This is a genomic window from Streptomyces camelliae (assembly GCF_027625935.1).
In the GTDB taxonomy this organism is placed as follows: Bacteria; Actinomycetota; Actinomycetes; order Streptomycetales; family Streptomycetaceae; genus Streptomyces; species Streptomyces camelliae.
Genome location: NZ_CP115300.1, coordinates 7,425,157 through 7,444,180, shown reverse-complemented (window position 1 = coordinate 7,444,180; position 19,024 = coordinate 7,425,157). Strand labels below are relative to the sequence as shown.

19 protein-coding genes, 2 tRNA genes and 1 pseudogene are annotated in these 19,024 nt (G+C 70.0%); 7 read left to right on the top strand and 15 right to left on the bottom strand.

The window, feature by feature from the left end; genetic code table 11:
- Positions 1 to 177 precede the first annotated feature (177 nt).
- A complete protein-coding gene (locus O1G22_RS34150) occupies positions 178 to 1,824 on the top strand; it encodes a hypothetical protein (RefSeq protein WP_270084830.1) in 1,647 nt (548 codons plus the stop codon).
- 253 nt (positions 1,825 to 2,077) lie between these two features.
- Here the strand turns inward: O1G22_RS34150 and O1G22_RS34145 are convergent, their stop codons facing one another.
- Positions 2,078 to 2,635 carry an HIT family protein gene (locus O1G22_RS34145; RefSeq protein ID WP_225098173.1) on the bottom strand — a complete coding sequence of 186 codons (558 nt, stop codon included), beginning with the start codon at positions 2,633 to 2,635 and terminating at the stop codon, positions 2,078 to 2,080.
- Positions 2,636 to 2,702: 67 nt separating this feature from the next.
- On the opposite strand from O1G22_RS34145, the gene O1G22_RS34140 reads away from it, so the two are divergent.
- The gene (locus O1G22_RS34140; RefSeq protein ID WP_270084829.1) at positions 2,703 to 3,359 is read left to right on the top strand and encodes a potassium channel family protein; all 657 of its coding nucleotides are present in this window, start codon (positions 2,703 to 2,705) and stop codon (positions 3,357 to 3,359) included.
- A 36-nt stretch (positions 3,360 to 3,395) separates the two neighbouring features.
- Here O1G22_RS34140 and thrS read toward each other — a convergent pair whose 3' ends face one another.
- From thrS to O1G22_RS34125, 3 genes are all read right to left on the bottom strand, one after another.
- The gene (thrS, locus tag O1G22_RS34135; RefSeq protein ID WP_270084828.1) at positions 3,396 to 5,372 is read right to left on the bottom strand and encodes a threonine--tRNA ligase; all 1,977 of its coding nucleotides are present in this window, start codon (positions 5,370 to 5,372) and stop codon (positions 3,396 to 3,398) included.
- A 99-nt stretch (positions 5,373 to 5,471) separates the two neighbouring features.
- Complete coding sequence (locus tag O1G22_RS34130; RefSeq protein WP_270084827.1) at positions 5,472 to 6,713, bottom strand: hypothetical protein; 1,242 nt, start codon at positions 6,711 to 6,713, stop codon at positions 5,472 to 5,474.
- Positions 6,710 to 7,276, bottom strand: coding sequence for a DUF4365 domain-containing protein (locus tag O1G22_RS34125; RefSeq protein ID WP_225098177.1), 567 nt, complete (start codon positions 7,274 to 7,276; stop codon positions 6,710 to 6,712). Before O1G22_RS34125 ends, O1G22_RS34130 begins: the two co-directional genes overlap by 4 nt.
- Before the next feature lie 168 nt (positions 7,277 to 7,444).
- Between O1G22_RS34125 and O1G22_RS34120 the strand changes: the two genes are divergently transcribed.
- Positions 7,445 to 8,170, top strand: coding sequence for a 3'-5' exonuclease (locus O1G22_RS34120; protein WP_270084826.1), 726 nt, complete (start codon positions 7,445 to 7,447; stop codon positions 8,168 to 8,170).
- 54 nt (positions 8,171 to 8,224) lie between these two features.
- Here the strand turns inward: O1G22_RS34120 and O1G22_RS34115 are convergent.
- From O1G22_RS34115 to O1G22_RS34085, 7 genes are all read right to left on the bottom strand, one after another.
- A tRNA-Val gene (locus O1G22_RS34115) sits at positions 8,225 to 8,296 on the bottom strand.
- Between the two features lie 39 nt (positions 8,297 to 8,335).
- A complete protein-coding gene (locus O1G22_RS34110) occupies positions 8,336 to 8,782 on the bottom strand; it encodes an SRPBCC family protein (protein ID WP_270084825.1) in 447 nt (148 codons plus the stop codon).
- 128 nt (positions 8,783 to 8,910) lie between these two features.
- On the bottom strand, positions 8,911 to 11,646 hold the full coding sequence (locus tag O1G22_RS34105) for an exo-rhamnogalacturonan lyase family protein (RefSeq protein ID WP_270084824.1): 2,736 nt from the start codon (positions 11,644 to 11,646) through the stop codon (positions 8,911 to 8,913).
- Positions 11,647 to 11,725: 79 nt separating this feature from the next.
- Positions 11,726 to 12,316: a hypothetical protein gene (locus tag O1G22_RS34100; protein WP_270084823.1), complete on the bottom strand. Its 591-nt coding sequence runs from the start codon at positions 12,314 to 12,316 to the stop codon at positions 11,726 to 11,728.
- Between the two features lie 8 nt (positions 12,317 to 12,324).
- Positions 12,325 to 13,242: a carbohydrate ABC transporter permease gene (locus O1G22_RS34095; protein WP_270084822.1), complete on the bottom strand. Its 918-nt coding sequence runs from the start codon at positions 13,240 to 13,242 to the stop codon at positions 12,325 to 12,327.
- On the bottom strand, positions 13,239 to 14,201 hold the full coding sequence (locus O1G22_RS34090) for a carbohydrate ABC transporter permease (protein ID WP_270084821.1): 963 nt from the start codon (positions 14,199 to 14,201) through the stop codon (positions 13,239 to 13,241). The genes O1G22_RS34095 and O1G22_RS34090 overlap by 4 nt, the downstream gene beginning before the upstream one ends.
- An 11-nt stretch (positions 14,202 to 14,212) precedes the next feature.
- Positions 14,213 to 15,499 (bottom strand): ABC transporter substrate-binding protein, encoded by a 1,287-nt coding sequence (locus tag O1G22_RS34085; RefSeq protein ID WP_270084820.1) that lies wholly within the window; start codon positions 15,497 to 15,499, stop codon positions 14,213 to 14,215.
- A 233-nt stretch (positions 15,500 to 15,732) separates the two neighbouring features.
- Here O1G22_RS34085 and O1G22_RS44955 point away from each other — a divergent pair, with 233 nt between their 5' ends.
- Entirely contained in the window at positions 15,733 to 16,071 is a 339-nt protein-coding gene (locus O1G22_RS44955; protein ID WP_428986432.1) for a hypothetical protein, read from the top strand.
- Here O1G22_RS44955 and O1G22_RS44950 read toward each other — a convergent pair.
- A pseudogene (locus tag O1G22_RS44950) lies at positions 16,013 to 16,238 on the bottom strand (alpha/beta fold hydrolase); the annotation flags it as partial. The gene O1G22_RS44955 and the pseudogene O1G22_RS44950 overlap by 59 nt on opposite strands.
- 64 nt (positions 16,239 to 16,302) lie before the next feature.
- Here O1G22_RS44950 and O1G22_RS34075 point away from each other — a divergent pair.
- Positions 16,303 to 16,467, top strand: a complete 165-nt coding sequence (locus O1G22_RS34075; RefSeq protein ID WP_270084819.1) for a hypothetical protein — start codon at positions 16,303 to 16,305, stop codon at positions 16,465 to 16,467.
- A 124-nt stretch (positions 16,468 to 16,591) separates the two neighbouring features.
- Here the strand turns inward: O1G22_RS34075 and O1G22_RS34070 are convergent.
- Positions 16,592 to 16,663: transfer RNA gene (locus O1G22_RS34070), tRNA-Val, on the bottom strand.
- Positions 16,664 to 16,747: 84 nt separating this feature from the next.
- The gene (locus tag O1G22_RS34065; protein ID WP_270084818.1) at positions 16,748 to 17,239 is read right to left on the bottom strand and encodes a TIGR02611 family protein; all 492 of its coding nucleotides are present in this window, start codon (positions 17,237 to 17,239) and stop codon (positions 16,748 to 16,750) included.
- A gap of 191 nt (positions 17,240 to 17,430) precedes the next feature.
- Between O1G22_RS34065 and O1G22_RS34060 the strand changes: the two genes are divergently transcribed.
- The gene (locus tag O1G22_RS34060; RefSeq protein ID WP_004002642.1) at positions 17,431 to 17,844 is read left to right on the top strand and encodes an SsgA family sporulation/cell division regulator; all 414 of its coding nucleotides are present in this window, start codon (positions 17,431 to 17,433) and stop codon (positions 17,842 to 17,844) included.
- 295 nt (positions 17,845 to 18,139) lie between these two features.
- Positions 18,140 to 18,700 (top strand): CGNR zinc finger domain-containing protein, encoded by a 561-nt coding sequence (locus tag O1G22_RS34055; RefSeq protein ID WP_270084817.1) that lies wholly within the window; start codon positions 18,140 to 18,142, stop codon positions 18,698 to 18,700.
- A gap of 107 nt (positions 18,701 to 18,807) precedes the next feature.
- Here O1G22_RS34055 and O1G22_RS34050 read toward each other — a convergent pair whose 3' ends face one another.
- Positions 18,808 to 18,960 carry a hypothetical protein gene (locus tag O1G22_RS34050; RefSeq protein ID WP_167361970.1) on the bottom strand — a complete coding sequence of 51 codons (153 nt, stop codon included), beginning with the start codon at positions 18,958 to 18,960 and terminating at the stop codon, positions 18,808 to 18,810.
- Between the last annotated feature and the right edge of the window lie 64 nt (positions 18,961 to 19,024).

Below are 19,024 nucleotides of genomic sequence, written 5' to 3'. Positions count from 1 at the left end.
CTTCGGCCGTCCGCCCGCCGGTTGTCGGTGGCGGCGGATACGCTGATCACGTGATCGCGCCATGCCGCAGTCGTCCGGTGACCGGCGGGCAATTCGGTGCGATGACCTGTTCAACAGGTGTGCGGAGCAAGGAAGTCGGGAAGGCCGCAGAAGCGACACGGCGGCGAGGGGGCGGGAATGTCGATAGGAACGGAGTGGGACGGGCCCCAGGTGCCCGTCTCGGGCGGCGACGGCTACGCGGCGACCTCCGCGCTGGCCTCCGCCGCATACCGGGACAGCCCGATCGACGAGATCAAGAAGGCCGACAACGAATGGCACCAGTCGACCGTCAAGTCCGGCCGGATCGCGCTGCTGCGGCCCAATCTCGGTGAGGCGTTCTCGCGGGCCGTGATCGCGCGCATGCTCGCTCCCGGCCGCAAGGCGCTCATCCAGTCCTTCGGCTCCGAACCGCAGTTCGTCGTCGAGCACTGCCTCGCGGCCAACAACATCCGCCGCGAGCGCGACAATCGCCTGGCCGCCGTCACGGCGCTGTGCGGGCTGCTGTTCCTGCCCGGCATGCTGGTCTGGCTGCTCGTCTTCCAGCTGCGCACGTACATCGCCAAGCGCGACGACAAGCGCGCAGGATCGCTGGCCACCGCGCTGCTCCTCGCCGTCGGCGTGCTCGCCGTGCTCTTCCTGATCAAGATGCCGTTCACCGGCTTCTGGGCGTGGTATGCGCGCCTGGCCGTCGTCATGCCCGTCATCGGCTGGTATTGGGCCAAGCGGATCTGCGAAGCCACCGCCACGGACCTGCGGGCCCGCTGGGACGGCCTGCTCTCCGGCACCAGCGTCGGCGCCAAGGTCCCCGAGGCCGTGCCACGCGGTCCGAACCAGACGGCGGCCGAGGAGCTGCGGCAGTCACTGGCCCGGCTCAGCGCCGAGCAGCAGTCCAACTCGGTCTTCTACGCAGGCCCGAAGGGCATACTCGGCATGGGCACCCGCTGGGGCGCCTGGCAGCTCGCCGAGGACCTGCTGCCCGCCGACCCGTCCCGGGAGATCCACCCGTTCCGCAGCTGGGACGTCGTCCGCGCGATCCATGACCAGCTCGGCCTGCTGCAGCGCGGCCCGCTGAACACCGGCGGCTTCCCCAAGCCCTCCATCAGGCACTGGATCGTCACGCCGATCGGCGAGAAGGCCGCGGCGGTGTCCCGGCCCGAGGGCACGGACGTCGAGGCGTTCCAGGTAAAGCCGCACGCGATACAGGAGATCTGCAACAAGCAGCAGTTCGGCAGCGGCGACCGGCACTACCTGGGCGTGCAGTGGACGCTGTGGGACGGCCAGCTCATCATCACGATGCTGATCACGGTGACGGTGCTGCACCAGACCCTGCGCATCGAGGTGACCGGGCACGCGCTGGGTCCGGTGAACTCGCTGTTCACCTCCAAGCCGGAGGCGCCGACCAAGGAGGTCTCCAAGTCGCTCAAGCCCTGGGAGACCCGCACGATCAAGCTGCCGCTGGTAGGCACCGACGAGGTCGTACGGCTCGCCGCGCGCGCCCCGCTGACCTGGTATCCGCCGCTGCTCAACTGGCTCGGCGGCTCGCTCACCCTGCCCGAGCCGTTCGGCCTGCGGCACGCCTGGGCCGACCAGCCCTGGCGGCACCGCTTCATGGCCGACGACGCGCTGCGCGCGGCCACGCCGGTGCTCCGGGTGGTGCACTCGGCCGCGATCAGGGTGCTGGAGGAGAACGGCGTGGACACGGAGAAGTTCGGCGCCCGCTCGGCGTTCCTCAGCACCAATGTGCAGGACCCGACACCGCGGAAGGCCGACCTGTACGACGCGTGAGCGGTGCCCTCGGCAGAGGGCACCCCGGCCCTAGGGCCTCTCTTTCGGATCTCGCCGGGGTCGCGGGGTCTGGCACGCGCATCTGCGGCGTTGCCGTCACTCGCCGACTCCCCCACGCTCGGCTTCTCCCCCACGCTCGGCTTCTGATGTCACGGCCTCCTCCGCCTTGCATCTGCACGCCACGCACCAGACCCCACTCGGGTCGGCCGGGAGGCGCCGTCGCCTCGAACCGGCCTGGTCCGAAAGCAAGGCCCTAGACCGGCCACGCCTCCGCCAGCATCTTCCGGGTGTCGGCCAGCAGCTGCGGCAGCACCTTCGTGTGGCCCACCACCGGCATGAAGTTCGTGTCGCCGCCCCAGCGCGGGACGATGTGCTGGTGCAGATGCGCGGCGATGCCGGCGCCCGCGACCGTGCCCTGGTTCATGCCGATGTTGAAGCCGTGCGCCCCGGACGCGGTGCGCAGGGCCGTCATCGCCTGCTTGGTCAGCTCGGCCAGCTCGGCGGTCTCCGCCCCGGTCAGCTCGGTGTAGTCGGCGACGTGCCGGTACGGCACCGTCATCAGATGGCCGCCGTTGTACGGGTAGAGGTTGAGCACGGCGTACACATGCTCACCACGGCGGACGATCAGCCCGTCCTCGTCGGACTTGGCCGGAATCGCGCAGAAGGGACAACCGTCGTCGGCCCCCGGACCGGTCGGCTTGTTCTCGCCCTGGATGTACGCCATCCGGTGGGGCGTCCACAGGCGCTGGAACGCGTCCGGTGTCCCCACTCCGATCTGCTGCTCCGGCTCACTCGTCATGCCATGCAGCATATGGCTTCACCCGTTCCCGGCGTGTCGCCGGGGCGCCCGGAAGACCCTCTCCGGCCAAGCTTGGCCGGTGGACGACGACAGCCGTGCGAAGCACTGGGAGCATCGCACCGAGATTCCCCTCTTCGTGGCGGCGCTGGTCTACCTCGCCGCGTATGCCACGCATGTCCTGGCCACTGACATGCCCGCCGTCTGGCATGCCGTGTGCTTGTCCGTGACGTTCGGCCTCTGGCTGGTGTTCGCCGCGGACTACGTGGTGCGCTGGCGGCTCAGCGGACAGGGCCTGCGCTTCGTCCCCACGCACATGCTGCACACGGTGGTGGTCCTCCTGCCGCTGCTGCGCCCGCTGCGGATCGTTCGGCTGTACGAAGCGGTCCAGCGGCGGTCCGGACAGCCCCGGCTCTCGCTGCATGCGCGGGTGATCTCCTACGCCGGCCTGTCCACCGTGCTGCTCGCCTTCTCCGGCTCGCTCGCGGTGTACCAGGCCGAGCGTGGGGCGCCCGGCGCCACCATGCACACGTTCGGGGACGCGGTGTGGTGGGCCGCCTCGACCCTCACCACGGTCGGCTACGGGGACGTCACCCCTGTCACCCCCCTGGGCCGGGTGATCGCCACCGGCATGATGATCGGCGGCCTCGCCCTGCTCGGCGCGGTGACGGGATCGTTCTCCTCCTGGCTGATGCGGACGTTCTACCGGGAGGGCGACGAAAAGCCCCCGGGGAGCTGAACCTCCGGGGGCCTTCGTACGGAACAGGGGGCCGGATCAGACCTGCGCCCGCTCCTCCACGACCTGCGCGATCTTGGCGATGGCCTCGTCGAACGGGATGCCGTTCTCCTGGGAGCCGTCACGGTAGCGGAAGGAGACGGAGCCGCCCGACATGTCCTCGTCGCCCGCGATGACCATGAAGGGCACCTTCTGCTTCTGGGCGTTGCGGATCTTCTTCTGCATCCGGTCCGAGGAGGAGTCCACCTCGACGCGCAGCCCCTTCTTCCGGGCCGCCGCCGCGAACTTCTCCAGGTACTCCACGTGCGCGTCGCCGATCGGGATGCCGAGCGCCTGGACCGGCGCCAGCCACGCCGGGAAGGCACCCGCGTAGTGCTCCAGGAGCACCGCGAAGAAGCGCTCGATCGAGCCGAACAGGGCGCGGTGGATCATCACCGGGCGCTGCTTCGAGCCGTCGGGGCCGGTGTACTCCAGGTTGAAGCGCTCGGGCAGGTTGAAGTCGAGCTGGATGGTCGACATCTGCCAGGTCCGGCCGATCGCGTCCTTGGCCTGGACGGAGATCTTCGGACCGTAGAACGCGGCGCCGCCCGGGTCGGGGACGAGGGGCAGGCCCTGCTTCTCGGCGACCTGGCGCAGGGTCTCGGTCGCCTCTTCCCAGACCTCGTCGGAGCCGACGAACTTCTCCGGGTCCTTGGTGGACAGCTCCAGGTAGAAGTCGGTGAGGCCGTAGTCGCGCAGCAGGCCGAGGACGAAGGTGAGCGTCTTGTCCAGTTCCTCGGACATCTGCTCACGGGTGCAGTAGATGTGCGCGTCGTCCTGCGTGAAGCCGCGGGCACGGGTCAGGCCGTGCACGACGCCCGACTTCTCGTACCGGTACACGGTCCCGAACTCGAAGAGGCGCAGCGGCAGTTCGCGGTAGGAGCGGCCACGCGCGTCGAAGATCAGGTTGTGCATCGGGCAGTTCATGGGCTTGAGGTAGTAGTCCACGCCCTCGTCGAGCTGCATGGGCGGGTACATGCCCTCGGCGTACCAGTCCAGGTGCCCGGACGTCTCGAAGAGCTTCCCCTTCGTCGCGTGCGGGGTGTAGACGAACTCGTAGCCCTCTTCCTCGTGGCGGCGGCGCGAGTAGTCCTCCATCACGCGGCGGATGATGCCGCCCTTGGGGTGGAAGACGGCGAGGCCGGAGCCGATCTGCTCCGGGATGGAGAAGAGGTCCAGCTCGGTGCCGAGCTTGCGGTGGTCGCGCTTCTCGGCCTCGGCGAGGAAGTCCAGGTGCGCCTTCAGCTCGTCCTTGGAGGGCCAGGCGGTGCCGTAGATGCGCTGGAGCATCGGGTTCTTCTCGCTGCCGCGCCAGTAGGCGGCCGCGTTGCGCATCAGCTTGAACGCCGGGATCAGCCGGGTCGAGGGCAGGTGCGGACCGCGGCACAGGTCCTTCCAGCACAGCTCGCCGGTCTTGGCGTCCAGGTTGTCGTAGATCGTCAGCTCGCCGGCGCCGACCTCGACGTCCGCGCCGTCGTCGTGCGACGCCGAGCCCTTGAGGCCGATCAGCTCCAGCTTGTACGGCTCGGAGGCCAGCTCCTCACGGGCGGCCTCGTCGGTGACGACACGGCGGGAGAACTTCTGCCCCCGCTTCTGGATCTCCTGCATCTTCTTCTCGATGGCCTTGAGATCCTCGGGCGTGAACGGCTTCTCGACGTCGAAGTCGTAGTAGAAGCCGTCCTTGACGGGCGGGCCGATGCCCAGCTTGGCCTCGGGGAAGATCTCCTGCACGGCCTGCGCCATGACGTGCGCGGTGGAGTGGCGCAGGATGTTGAGGCCGTCCTCGGAGGAGATCTCGACACCCTCGACGGTCTCGCCGTCCTTGACCTCGTAGGCGAGGTCCTTCAGGTCGCCCCCGACACGCGCGGCGATGATCGAGCGCTCGCCCGCGAAGAGGTCGGCGGCCGTAGTGCCCGTCGTCACCACGCGTTCTTCCCGCTCGGAATCGCGTTGGATGATCACACGGACGTCTGACACCGGTCTCTCCTGACTGAAGGTGGGGTGCGGCGCCATACCAGGAGCGCGCGCACAGGCGATCGTACCGACCCGACGGCACCGACCGCGAAACGGTCACCCTCAGTCCCCGTCCCCGTACGCTTCCCCGCAGGCCTCCTCGAAGAAGGCACCTTTCCCGGCGGGCTCCTGCAGTGCCTTCATCAGCCGGTCCCGCTCCGCCTCGTCGACGTGTACGGGTACGACCCCGGAGGCGCCGGTGAGCCGGCGGAAACCGCCCCGGCGCTCCAGCCGGCCGTGCACGCGCACCGGGAGTCCGACGAGATGGGCGTGGCCGGCGATGCGGTAGTCCTCCTCGTCCAGGGTGACGCGGACGTGCGGGACCTCGGCACCGGCGAGGACGCGCAGCCGTACGGTGCCCGCGCCGCCGGGCCCGGAGCGGCGCATGCGGACCACGGCGCCGGTGATCCGGACCGGCACGGAGGGTTCCTCGCGCAGATAGCGGGCCGCGGCCTCGCGCAGCGCGGGCAGGTCGCCCGGGGAGAACTCGACGGGTTCGGCGGAGGCCGCGCAGCCCTCGGGGACGCCGGCGCCCGGGGCCCAGGCGACGGCGATCCGGGCGCCTTCGGTGCCGTGGACGAACGCGGCCAGCGCCTCGGTCAGCTCGCGGCTGACCCCGGCCTCGACCGCGCTGTCGAACGCGTCCATGCCGCCGGTGGCCCGCTGGTAGTCGATGGCCTCGCGGGCGGCGAAGAGGGCCTGGTGGAGGCGGACGGCGAGGGGGCGGCCGGTGGGCACGGGAGCGAAGGCGGTGAGGGTGCGGCCCTCGACGGCGGGGCCGACGAGGACGTCCTCCAGCAGCTCCGCTGCCGCCCGGCGGTGGCGGGCGCCGTGGTAGCCGGCACGCGCGCGGGTGGCGAGCGCGGCGGCGAGGAGCATCTGCCGTGCGGCGCCGCGCAGCTGCTCGTCCACGCTCCAGGGCGCGGCGCCGACGGGTCCGCCCGGGGTGTCCCGCCACCAGCGGATCTCGTCGCTGGGCACGGCGAGGGAGATCAGCACCTCGCGCGCGTCGGGGGTCTCGCTGCGGGCGAGGGCGTCGAGGGCCTCGCCCAGCAGGTCGTCGCTGTCGGGAAAGGCGCGGCTCTCCGGCACCAGCAGGCTGGTCCCGCCGCCGCCCGGTCCCGGCGGGGTCCAGCGGCCGTAGCGTCCCGGGGCTCCGCCGCGGCGCTGCCAGCCGTGCCGGTGCAGCAGGGCGCCGAACACGGCGGGGTCGACCCGGGCGGGGTCGGGGGGCTGCTGCCAGGCGGGATCGTCGGGATGGGGCCGGACCTGGCGGGGCAGCTCCTCGTACGGACGGCTCCTCATGGCCTGCCTCCCGTCCCGACCCGCGTCATGATCTCGCACAGCGCCCGGTCGTCGAAGATGCGCGAGGTCGGGATCCGCACGGTGGTCCGGTGCCGGCCGGTGACCGGGTGGCCGGCGAGGTTCACCCAGTAGCAGCAGTGCCTCAGGTCGAGCCGGTCGTGGCTGGCGCGCAGCCAGTCGTCCTGGGAGCGCGGGACGAGCATGACGACCAGGATCTTGTGCACCGAGACGGGTGTGCGGGCGAGCTTGCGCAGATGGTCGTTGTCGAGGGTGAAGGAGAAGGAGCGGCCCGGGGGGTTCGGCGCGATCTGGTAGGTGCACTTCAGCTGCACCTTGATGGTGACCTCGTCGTCGACGGTGTGTCCGGGCGCGCTGTGGCTGACGTGCCAGTCGATGCCGTTGTCCGGAAAGGGCTGGGACAGCGAGCAGCCCGCCGCGGCGGCGACCGCGTGCAGATAGCCGACCTGCAGTGTCTCCATGCAGGCGGTGGTGGCGAGCGTGCCGCGGACGGTGCCCGGGCGATCGGGCAGCAGCCCGCCCCGCTCGGGCTGCGCTATGGCCATGACCAACAGCCTTCCAGGCAATGAGTGTCCCCGCTGCGGGCCGCTGAACTGCAAAGACCCGTACTCCTGTTGTCTCCTCCCGGCGTACGGCGCAAACGGCCCGGGTATCACCAAACGGGCAGAAGACGGAACGTCATCTGCGGTGGGTGAACGAGGAGTTGGGTTCGGATGACGAGCTGGTACGAGGGGCCGCTCGCGGCCTTCGACACGGAGACGACGGGTGTGGACGTCGAGACCGACCGGATCGTGTCGGCCGCAGTCGTCGTCCAGGACGCCCCGGGCACCCGGCCCCGGATCTGCCGGTGGCTGGTGAACCCGGGGGTGCCGGTGCCCGAGGCGGCGACGGAGGTGCACGGGCTGACGGAGGAGCACCTCCAGCACAACGGCCGCTGGCCGGCGCCGGTGATGTACGAGATAGCCGAGCAGCTGGCGGAGCACGCGGCGATGGGCCGCCCGCTGGTGGTGATGAACGCGCCGTTCGATCTGACGCTGCTGGACCGGGAGTTGCGTCGACACCGGGCGTCCTCGCTGGACCGCTGGTTCGAGTCGGTGCCGCTCAGGGTGCTGGACCCGCGCGTGCTGGACAAGCACCTGGACCGGTACCGCAAGGGCCGCCGCACGCTGACCGACCTGTGCGCGCACTACGGCGTGGAGCTGCAGGACGCGCATGACGCGGCGGCTGACGCGCTGGCCGCTCTGGAGGTCGTACGGGCGGTGGGCCGCCGTTTCGCGACCCGGCTGGAGCGCCTCTCCCCCGCCGAGTTGCACACGCTCCAGACCGACTGGCACGCGGCACAGGCCCGCGGCCTGCAGGCGTGGTTCGCGCGCAGCGGCTCGGAGGAGATCGTCAGCACGGACTGGCCGCTCAGGCCGGAGCTGCCGGCGGCGGCATGAGCACGTACAGCACGCGAAAGGCCGGTCCGCTGCTGCGGACCGGCCCTCTCCGGGTGGGCGATACTGGGTTCGAACCAGTGACCTCTTCGGTGTGAACGAAGCGCTCTCCCACTGAGCTAATCGCCCGGGAACGCACTGAACAATACAGGTCGAGGCGCCGATCCTTCAAACCGCTTCGAGATGCCTCATCAGTCCCCGCCGCCCGGACCGCATCATCAGGCGGTGGTTGGCGCGGAAGACCGGCCGCCCCGGCACGGCCAGCCACCGGAGCAGGGGCTTGTTCACGTGCACCACCTGGTCGTATCGCGCGAGAGTGCCCGAGCCGTCGGCGGTGAGCGTCCAGCGGGCCCAGCCCTCGATGTCGCCGGACATGGTGATCTCCAGGACCCCGGCGTCCGGGTCGTGACGGGTCTCGCGCGCGGTGAAGCTCATGGCGTACGGCAGCACGGAGCGGATGGTGATCACGCCGGTGGAGTCGTCCAGCCGGGTCACCGCCCGTACCTGCGGCCACCAGCGGGGATAGTCCTCGGGCCGCTCCAGTACGGCGTACACGGCCGCCGGCGGGGCGGGCAGGGACCACAGGCTGAGGAAGCGGTAGCGGTTCCAGTCCATGGCGGGAGTCTGCCCGGCCCGGGGCGGCGATCTGAGTACGTGTACTCATGCGCCGGGCCGTGGCGCGGGCCACACTCGGGAGGCGAGCGCCGCCGCCCGTGCGACGGCGCTCCCCAGAACCGATCCGGCTACGGCATCCTGTCGCCGAGCAGGGCCAGGTTCTCGATGGCCGCGAGGCCGTAGAGCGCGGTGTCGTTGCTGGACACCCAGGCCGCCTCGCTGCCCTCGACCAGGGCGACCGGTCCGGTCAGCTTCTCCGTCTTCCACGGCGAGGACTCGGTGTAGCCGTCGGAGCCGTAGAACTTGGTCCAGGCCCGCTTGGCGAGCGTCGCGTCACCGGTCTGTACGGCGGCGTAGGCGTCGAGGCGCGAGTGGCCCTGGAAGAGCAGCAGGGTGCCGAAGTCGGAGCCGTAGCGGGCCTTCTGTTCGGCCTTGGTGGCGTTGAAGTAGCGGCAGTAGTCCAGGTAGACCTTCTTGAAGTCGGGCATGTCGACCAGGTAGATCAGCTCGGCGCACAGCTCGTTGAGACCGAAGACGGCCGAGAGGTGGGACACCGAGACGACCGGTGTGGCGGCGACGGCGAACTTGCCGGTGTCGAGGTCGTACAGCCCGCTGCCCTGGACGAAGCCGTTGGGCTGGGCGGCGATGCCCTGCATCGTGGACAGCACGCGCGCCTTGGCCTTCTCCCACTTGGGGCCCTTGCGCTCCCACTCGGTGAGCCAGGCCGAGACCAGGCCGCTCCAGTCCGTGCCGAAGCCGATGGACAGGGCGTGCCGGTCGGGGGTGTAGGGGGCGGTGCGGACCTTGCGCTGGGGGTCGAGGACGAGGAAGGTCTCGTCGGAGTCGACGTTGGCGTGCATGAGGTCGCCGACGCGTTCGTCGCCGGTGAGGAAGTAGTAGAAGCGGCGGTAGGTGGTGTTGGCGATGCGCTGCTGCTTGGCGCTGTCGCCGAAGTGCTGCACGCCGTGCCGGGTGCCGAGGCCCGCCCATTTGCCGAGGTGGTAGACGTCGACCTCGCCGGTGTGCCGGGTGAGCGCCTCGGCGAAGCGGAACAGGTCGGAGCGGCCGCTTCTGAGGTACGCGTACCAGAGCCACAGGTCGGGCGAGAGCTCGGAGTTGTCCCAGGCGTAGCCGCCGACGTCGTACCGCCACTGGTGGCGCACGGTGTCGTAGGTGTGCATGAAGTCGCCGTAGTCCCAGAAGCCGTACCAACGGCGTTGCTCCACCTGGTCCTTGTAGTAGGTGAAGAGGAAGTCGAGGTGGTCCTCGATCTTGGCCTTGGCGGCGGTGGAGCGGTCCGGTTCGGAGAACAGGCCGGGGCCGAAGACCTTGGCCTTGATGAGCTGCTTGGGTGGGGCGGCGAGCTGGGGCAGCACGCGTACGGCCGCGACCTGCCGGGCGAGGGTGTCGGCTTCCGGGGTGGCGTCGTTGGCCCAGAAGAGGAGTTCGGAGGTGCGGGAGATGCCGTAGGGGGTGCCGAACTCGGGCTCGTAGTCCTCGTAGGTGATGTTGAGACCTTCGAGCTGCTTGGCGTAGGTGTCCTGGCCCATGCCGTCGTGGTAGAAGCGCAGGTCCATGGGCTGGGCCTCGGGGGACCAGAGCCAGAGGGTGACGGTGGCCTCGTCGGTGTGGGCGTCGCGGATGTCGAGCTGGGCGGGGAACTTCTCCCAGAAGTCCCTGAGGCCGAAGGAGAGTCCGCCGCTCACGCCGCCGACGTAGCCGAAGCCGGAGGCCCGCTTGCCGCCGCCGGCGGCGATCCAGCCGTAGCCCTGCTTGGTGCGCTTGCGGAGGGTGAAGCCGTCGGCGGAGAGCTGGGCGAGGGTGTAGTCGCCCCAGTGCGGGATGTACTGCAGCCGGGTTGTCACCCGCTGGTCCCAGGTGGACGGGTCGGGCAGCTTCTGGCCCGCGTACTGGGCCGCCTGTACGGCGGCGCCCGGGTCACGGCGCAGTCCGGTGATGCCCTGGACGGCCTCGCGGAGCAGGCCGGTGCCCTCGCCGCCGAGGCGGATGTGCCGGTCGTACGCCGCGTCGCGCATCGGCACGCTGAACCGGACGCCGAGCCCGCGGATGAAGTCGCCGGAGGCCTTGCCGGGCTCCTGGGTGCCGTCGTAGGTGATGGTGTGCACCATGCGGAAGGAGTCGGCGCCGGCGTAGAAGTACAGCCGGAGGGAGAACGGCAGCCAGCTCCGGTCGCCCTTGCGGTGCTTGCCGTCGATGCGGACGACGGCGCGGACCGGGCCGTCCTGTTCGACGGTGACGGAGTCGATGGCGCCGTCGAAGCGCTCGGTCTTCACCGTGCCCTGGTCCTCGTCCTCGACCTCGGGCTGCCGGATGAGGACGAGCCGGCCGTCGCGGGCGATCTCGGTGGAGCCGCGGGTGACGGACTTGACGATCGTGGAGCCGTTCTTGCCGATCTTCGCGGAGATGACGCCGGTGGAGACGTCGATGGTGCCGCCGCTCCGGTCGACGGTGACCTTCTTGTCGGGTGCGGCGGGCGTCCCGGCGGTGAGCGTGAGCTTGCCGTCGCCCGAACTCACCGCATGGGCGGTCCACTTGAGGGATCCGTCGGGCCAGTAGGCGAGGGGCCAGGTCTGGACGGGGACGTCCTTGCCGGCTGCGTCCGTGAGCGCGAAGGTCTGGTCCTCCTGGTAGGCGCCCATGGGCCAGGGCACGCCGACGGTGGAGCCGGGCGCGGCGCCGAGGCCGCCGTCCTCCAGCCAGTCCAGGGTCACGGGGTCGGCGTCGCCGGCCGCGGCTCGCGGCGCGGCCTCGGCGTCCTTGGCCCCCAGCGCCCAGCTGAACTGCGCGGCTGCTCCGGCGACGGCGGCCGCCTTGAGGAGGGACCTGCGGGGGATGGGAGACATGGCCTTCCTTCCATAGATGTGCTGGTCAGGGGCATGACAGAGAGAGGCGCGGCGCCCGGGGCGCCGGCCGTGAGGCGGGTCAGCGACGCCGGTACCGCTCCTCCACGGCGACGGCAGCCGCCGTGACGGCCCCGAGCACGGGCACCGCCAGCGGGGCGATGAGCAGGGCGGAACAGCAGGTGAGGACCGCTCCGCCGACGAGCAGGAAGGATCCGGCCGGGTCGAGGACCGTACGCCGGCCGGCGTCGGCGAGGAGGCCGCGCCAGGGGGTGCCCGGCGCCCAGACGGCCGCCGCGCGCAGCCCGGCGACCGCGACCCCGATGAGCGCGAACAGTCCTACGGCCCCCACCAGCGGCCCGCCGGGCAGCCCGGCCCGTACGGCCTGGACGTCCAGCCAGGCCAGGGCCGCGGCCACCCAGCCGGCGAGCCCGACCACCCAGCCGCCGCGCAGGGCGGCCCGGAAGTCGGCGGCGAACTCCCGCAGGCCGCCGCCCTGGTGGCCGGTGCGCCGGCGCAGATGCCGGGCGCCCGCGGCGAAGGCGGCCGGGTAGGTGACGACCCCCAGGGAGGCCACCGCGATCCACACGCCGGTCAGCAGGCACTCGGCGAAGACGGCGAACCGCTCCGCGAAGACGGACTCCCGGCGCGGCTTCACCCGAGCCTGGGCCATGGCGCGCCTCACCCCTTCAGTCCGGAGGTCGCCATCCCGTCGATCAGATACCGCTGGAAGGCGAGGAAGAACAGCAGCACGGGCAGCAGCGCGACCAGGGACATCGCGATCATCCCGCCGTAGTTGGCGGCCACGCCGTCGGAGTCGCGGAACATCATCAGGCCCAGGGAGACCGTGTACTTGCCGGGCTCGTTGAGGTAGATCAGCGGGCCCATGAAGTCGTTCCAGGCGTTGATGAAGGTGAAGATCGCGCTGGTGATGAGCGCGGGCCGGGACAGCGGCAGCACGATCGACCAGTAGATGCGCAGATGCCCGCAGCCGTCGAGGCGGGCGGCCTCGTCGAGTTCCTTGGGCAGGTTCCGCATGAACTGCACCATGAGGAAGACGAAGAAGGCCTCCGTGGCCAGATACTTGCCGATCAGCAGCGGGACGTAGGTGTTGACCCAGCCCAGCTTCTGGAACATCACGTACTGCGGGATCAGCAGCACGTGGTACGGCAGCAGCAGCGTGCCGATCATCAGCGAGAACAGCACGTTGCGGCCGGCGAACCGGATGCGGGCGAAGGCGTACGCGGTCAGCGAGCAGGAGATGAGCACGCCGACGACGGCACCGCCGGCGTAGAAGAGCGAGTTCTGGAAGAACGTCCAGATCTGAATGTCCGCGATGCCGTCGGCGAGGCCCTTGAAGTTGCTCAGGATCGGGTGGGAGGGGAACAGCGTGAGGCTGTTGATGATGTCCTTGCTGGGCTTGAAGGAGGCGCCGATCACCCAGACGACCGGGTAGAGGATGACCGCCAGGATCAGCAGGGCGCCGAGGTGCCAGGCGAGGGAGCCGGTGCGTTTGCGGGACAGTCCGCCGCCGAGGGGCTTGCTGGTGGATGGGGGTGCCCCCGGCTCGAGCGAAGCCGAGAGATTGGGGGAGCTCATCGGGCGTCCTCCTCGTAGTGCACCCACTTCTTCTGGGACCAGAAGAGGACGGCCGTCACCAGGGCCACGGCGAGCAGCAGCATCCAGGCCATGGCGGAGGCAAGGCCCATCTGGGCGTTCTTGAAGCCCTGCTGGTACAGGTAGCAGGTGTAGACGAGCGTGGCGTCGGCCGGGCCGCAGTAGGTGTTGGAGACGACGTAGGCCGAGCCGAAGATCTGGAAGGAGTGGATGGTCTCCAGGAGCACGTTGAAGAAGAGCACCGGGGAGATCATGGGGAGGGTGATGCTCCAGAACTTCCTCAGCGGCCCGGCGCCGTCCATCTCCGCGGCCTCGTAGAGCTCCCTCGGGACCTGCTTCAGGCCCGCAAGGAAGATGACCATGGGCGCGCCGAACTGCCAGACGGTGAGGGCGACCAGGCAGTACAGCACCCAATCGGCGTTGCCGACCCAGCCGCCGACGTGCCAGCCGAAGAAGGACTGGGTACGGTCCACGATCGCGCCGTCGGAGAACAGCGACCGCCAGACGAAGCCGACGGACACGCTCGCGCCGATGAGCGAGGGGGCGTAGAAGGCGGCCCGGTAGAAGGCCTGGCCGCGGCGGCTCTGGGAGAGCAGGAGGGCCACCCCGAGGGCGAGCAGCAGCTTCAGCGGGGTGCCGATGATCACGTACTTCGCCGTGACCTCCACCGACTTCTGCCAGCGGGGGTCGTGGAACATCTTGGTGAAGTTGTCGAGCCCGACCCACTTCGGGGCGTTGAAGAGGTTGTAGTCGGTGAACGCGAAGTACAGCGAGGCGACCATCGGGCCCGCGGTCAGTAGCAGGAAGCCCGCGATCCACGGGGACATGAAGAGGTAGCCGGCGAGGTTCTCACGCCGGCGGCCGGGCCGCCGCCCCGTGGTGGCGGAGGCGGCCGAGCGCGTCTTGCGGGAAGCGGGCAAGGAGTCCTTGACGAGCGTCACGGCAGGTCCCATCAGGCCTGGAACGCGGCGTCGGACTCGGTGAAGAACTGCTTCACCGCATCCGAGACCTTCGTCTTGCCCTGGCCGAGGTCACCGCCGATGCGCAGGAAGGCGGCCTCGATGGTGTCGGCACCGGAGGGGTGCGGGGTGATCGTGCCGAGGACACCCGCCTTGGCGGTGTCGGCCTCGTACTGCGCGATCTCCTTGTTGACCGGGTCGGTCGGCTTGAACGCCTCGTACTGTTCGGTGCTCGCCAGGATGCCGCGGTCGTAGCCCATGATCGTGCCGACCTGGGGGTCGTGGACCATGAAGTCGATGAACTGCGCGACCTCCTTGGGATGCGAGGTGTGCGCGGAGGCGCTGAGCATCAGGGAGGCGAGGTACTGGCCGGTCTGCTTGCCGTCCGTGGTGGGGATCGGTGCGAGGCCGTAGGTGCTGCTGCCCTCCGCCGTGTAGCGGACGGTGAAGTTGTCCCAGGTGAACTCGGAGGCTCCGTGTCCGGCGGAGAGCGAGGACTTGGGCTTGTCCTGCTCGACGATCTTCGGGTCGGTGACGATGCCGGCCTTCACGCGGTTGTAGCCGTCCGTCCACCACTCCGTCAGATCGGCCTGGTCGAAACCGAGTCCGTCCTTGGTGAAGAACGCTTTGCCGTTCTGGCGGAGGTAGAGGTCGTAGAGATACATGATCGTGAAGTAGCCGGTGTCCCCGGGGACCTTCGTCTTGTCGTGGATCGTCTTCAGCGCCTTGAAGTAGTCCTCCCAGGTCCAGCCGGCGTGCGGCTCGACGCCCGCCTTCTGGAAGACCTTCTTGTCGATGACGAGCGCCATGGTGTTGGAGCCGACCGGAATGCCGAGCTGCTTGCCGTCGACCTCGCCGACCTTCGTGACGCCGTCCCGAAAGTGATCCAGGCTCAGATTGCCTGCTTTCGCCTGGGAGTTGAGGTCCAGCAGAATTCCGCGCTTGTCGTACTTCCGGAGAAAACCGACGGCGTTCTGGAAAACGTCCGGGGGATTTCCGCCGGCGGCCTGTGTCTGGAACTTCTCCCAGAAGGAGGCGTAGGTCTGGAAGTCCGTCTTGACCTTGATCTTCGGGTACTTCTTCTCGAAGAGCGCGATGGTCTGGTTGATCTTCTTGGCCCGCTCCTCGGCACCCCACCAGGAGTAACGGATCGTCACCGTCCCGTCCCCGGAACCACTTCCGCTGCCGCAGCCGGTCACCGCGGTCAGCCCGAGCGCGGCCGCCGACGCCCCGGCTGCCCTCAGGATCGTACGCCTCTCAAGATTCCTGCTGGTTCCCACAGTCGGGCCCTCCCCGCAGCGTCGTCGCCGCCATCATGAATCGTTTCAAGTAAGCGCTTGCTGGCACAAGTTACGGAGGGGCCCGGGGTGCGTCAATGATTCGGACAGGAATTTCTTGCGCGCGACACACGGGCAGGGGTGGGCAGTTGGAGGTTGGCGCAGGTGAGGAGAGTGTGGTCGGCGGGCCGAACAGAGGGGAGGGACGGCGGGTTTCGGCGGGTGGGTGGGTCTGGGTGGAACGGGGCTCAGGCGCAGCCGGGCAGGGCGCCGAGCCGGTCGAGGAGGTTCGTCTCTTCGGGGCGTTCCTGCTGGACGAAGTGGCCGCATCCGCCGAGGATGTGCGAGCCGAGGAGGCCGGGCAGGGTCTCGGGGAACGCCTCGACAGCGTCGGCCGGCCAGGCGAGCGAGGCGTCCAGGGCGCCGCCGCCCTCGGCGTCAGTGCCCCTGTCGCCGCCGGCTCCGTGGCCGCCGGAGGATCCGCCGTCGCCTCCGGCGCCGCTGCGCTCTCCGCCACGGCCGCGGGCTTGGAGGTACGGCCGTACCCCCGGACGTCGACGGCCACCGCGCGGTAGCCGGCGGCGGCCGACGCCGGCATCTGGTGGCGCCAGGAGTACCAGGACTCCGGGAAGCCGTGCACCAGCACCACCAGCGGGCCGCGGCCCTGTTCCACGAGGTGGACACGCCCGGCTGGCGAGGGGACCAGGCGGTGGGTGGGGCCGGGGGTGGAGAACTGCGGCATCGGGACTCCAGGAGGGGGACGGGAGTGATGTCCGCGGGGTGGGCGGGGCTTTTCGGCGGAGCTTTTGCGACGGCGCTTCTACGGCGGGAGCTTCTGCGACGGGAGCTTCTGCGACCGGCCCGCGATCGCCGAGCCGCTGATCGCTGAAGCGGTGCTCGCCGAGCCCGTGATCGAGGGAGTCGTGCTCGCCGAGCCCGTGATCGGGGCGCCTGTCCCGATGGTCCTGTGAGCCGTCCGCCGTGCACGAGGTCTGTTGTCGGTTCGGCAAAACAGGCGTCCTCGGCCGGTGCGGGGATGTGGGCGCATACGCCGACGGCCCACCTGCTGTTTCGCAGATGGGCCGTCGGTCCGGGTGGGCGATACTGGGTTCGAACCAGTGACCTCTTCGGTGTGAACGAAGCGCTCTCCCACTGAGCTAATCGCCCGGGCGCAGAAAGAACATTACCCCATGTCAGGGGTGCCTCCGACCACGGGACGGGTCGGTGGGCCGCCGGGGCGACGGGGCGGGCTCACTCCGTGTTGATCTTCCACGGCATGACGAGGCCGTACCTCCCCAGGTAGATCCCGGCCAGCGCCACGACGATCGTCAGCCCGATCGCGGTCAGCGTGAGGTTGCGGCGGCGCACCTTGGGGTCGAGGGCCCGCTGGGCCGCCTCGGTGACCTTGCGTTTGGTCCAGCGGAGCACGAGCTGGGCCCAGACGAACTCGGTCGCCCAGATCGCCATGCCGCCGAAGATCACCACCCAGCCGGGTCCCGGCAGCGGCAGCATGATGACGCCCGCGACCACGACCGCGAGGCCGACCACGAAGACGCCGACCTGCCAGCTCAGATGCAGGACCCGGCGCGCCTTGACGAACTCCGGCGCCCGGGAACCGAGCCCGCCACCGGCCACCCGCCCGGCGTCCTGTGCCGGCGCCTCCCGGTCGGCCTGTGCCTCGTCCGCCGCTGTCTTGTCCGTTGCCATGGCGACCTCGCTCGGGTCGTCACTCCCCGTATTCATACAGACAAACCCTACCGGAGTGAATCCAGTCACTGAAATGGTCGTAGATCCGGTACGAGTTCTCGGCCGGAAGAGTTACGTAAAGACACGCAAAACCCTCAGAGGGGTTTACAACGGCACCGTAGGTGGCATGTCGATTTCGCCGACGTGCGAATCCCCGAGCGCACACTGAGCGAAAGGCCCTGGCGCTTATGAACACCACGGTCAGCTGCGAGCTGCACCTGCGCCTCGTTGTGTCGAGCGAGTCCTCCCTGCCTGTCCCCGCAGGCCTGCGGTACGACACGGCCGACCCCTACGCCGTGCACGCCACCTTCCACACCGGAGCCGAGGAGACCGTCGAGTGGGTGTTCGCCCGCGACCTCCTCGCCGAGGGGCTGCATCGGCCCACCGGCACCGGCGACGTCCGTGTCTGGCCGTCGCGCAGTCATGGTCAGGGCGTCGTGTGCATCGCCCTCAGCTCCCCGGAGGGGGAGGCCCTGCTCGAAGCCCCGGCGCGGGCCCTGGAGTCCTTCCTGAAGCGAACCGACGCCGCCGTGCCGCCCGGCACGGAACACCGGCACTTCGACCTGGATCAGGAGCTGTCGCACATCCTGGCGGAGAGCTAGGCCGCGGCCCCGCGAGAGCAGCCCGGCGCCGTCCACTCGGGGAGACGGCGCGGGCCACAGACAACCGCATACGGCACAGCCCGACGCCGTCACCGTGAGCGTTCACGGGGCGGCGTCGGCCTGTGCCCGCTCCGCCGGAGGGCGGGGAGCCGGGCGGTCCGGGAACCGCGCCGGGCGCGGAGGCGTTCTCCCGGCGACAGGAGTCGGGAAGAGGCCGATGCAGCGGGCGCGGATGTCGCTACCATCGGCCAGCATCGGCGGGCGCCGCCCGACCCCCCAGGCCAGGGAGCGAAACGTGCTGATCACCCACGACACCCGGTGCGCCCTCGACACCGTGGTCGATCTGGTGAACACCGCGCCGGAGGACGGCGCGGCGGCGGAGGGACTGCCCGATGTCCCTGCGCTCGCGGATTTCGTACGAAAGCACGAGATGAGCGACGTCGGCGTGCTGTCGGAGTTCGACCTCTCGGCGGTGCGCAGGGTCCGGGGGCGGTTCGCGGCGATCTTCGCGGCTCCGGACCCCCGGTCCGCCGCCGGGCTGATCAACGAGCTGGTGGCCGCGGCCGGCACCACCCCGCGGCTGACGGACCACGACGGCTACGACTGGCATGTGCACTACTTCGCGCCCGGCGCCTCCGTGGCCGACCATCTCGCCGCCGACTGCGGCATGGCGCTCGCCTTCTTCGTGGTGGCCGGGGAGCAGGAGCGGCTGCGGCGCTGTGAGGCGCCGGACTGCCGACGTGCCTTCGTGGACCTGTCCCGCAACCGCTCGCGCCGCTACTGCGACAGCCGCACCTGCGGAAACCGGCTGCACGTGGCCGCCTACCGGGCCCGGCGCAAGGAAGCGACCGGCTGACCGCAGCGACAGCGCGGCGCCGGGATTCCCGCACACGCACGAGACGCCTGAACACACCCTGGGCGACGTCGGTCCCGGCGGGTGGCGCCGGGACGGACGTGTACGGCTCACAGCAACAGCAGGTCGTGCAGCGCAGCCATGAGGAGCAGACACCCGATCACCGCAAGGAAGATCATCAGCGGTGGCTGGGATAGGGCGAAGAGGCACCCGCGCGGCTCGTCCTTCGGCGGCGCGGCCTCGCTCTCTGTCGTGTCCAGCATCTCGCGGCAGATCATGGCGCAGGAGGAGGCCTGTACGCGATCACCATGCCATCGATATGCGAGA

Coding starts and splice junctions, on each gene's coding strand:
- O1G22_RS34060 (WP_004002642.1), top strand. CDS start 17,431: ATGAACACCACGGTCAGCTGCGAGCTGCACCTGCGCCTCGTTGTGTCG.
- O1G22_RS34125 (WP_225098177.1), bottom strand. CDS start 7,276: ATGGCCATAGCGCAGCCCGAGCGGGGCGGGCTGCTGCCCGATCGCCCG.
- O1G22_RS34120 (WP_270084826.1), top strand. CDS start 7,445: ATGACGAGCTGGTACGAGGGGCCGCTCGCGGCCTTCGACACGGAGACG.
- O1G22_RS34105 (WP_270084824.1), bottom strand. CDS start 11,646: ATGTCTCCCATCCCCCGCAGGTCCCTCCTCAAGGCGGCCGCCGTCGCC.
- O1G22_RS34050 (WP_167361970.1), bottom strand. CDS start 18,960: ATGCTGGACACGACAGAGAGCGAGGCCGCGCCGCCGAAGGACGAGCCG.
- O1G22_RS34150 (WP_270084830.1), top strand. CDS start 178: ATGTCGATAGGAACGGAGTGGGACGGGCCCCAGGTGCCCGTCTCGGGC.
- O1G22_RS34100 (WP_270084823.1), bottom strand. CDS start 12,316: ATGGCCCAGGCTCGGGTGAAGCCGCGCCGGGAGTCCGTCTTCGCGGAG.
- O1G22_RS34065 (WP_270084818.1), bottom strand. CDS start 17,239: ATGAATACGGGGAGTGACGACCCGAGCGAGGTCGCCATGGCAACGGAC.
- O1G22_RS34110 (WP_270084825.1), bottom strand. CDS start 8,782: ATGGACTGGAACCGCTACCGCTTCCTCAGCCTGTGGTCCCTGCCCGCC.
- O1G22_RS34145 (WP_225098173.1), bottom strand. CDS start 2,635: ATGCTGCATGGCATGACGAGTGAGCCGGAGCAGCAGATCGGAGTGGGG.
- O1G22_RS34095 (WP_270084822.1), bottom strand. CDS start 13,242: ATGAGCTCCCCCAATCTCTCGGCTTCGCTCGAGCCGGGGGCACCCCCA.
- O1G22_RS34130 (WP_270084827.1), bottom strand. CDS start 6,713: ATGAGGAGCCGTCCGTACGAGGAGCTGCCCCGCCAGGTCCGGCCCCAT.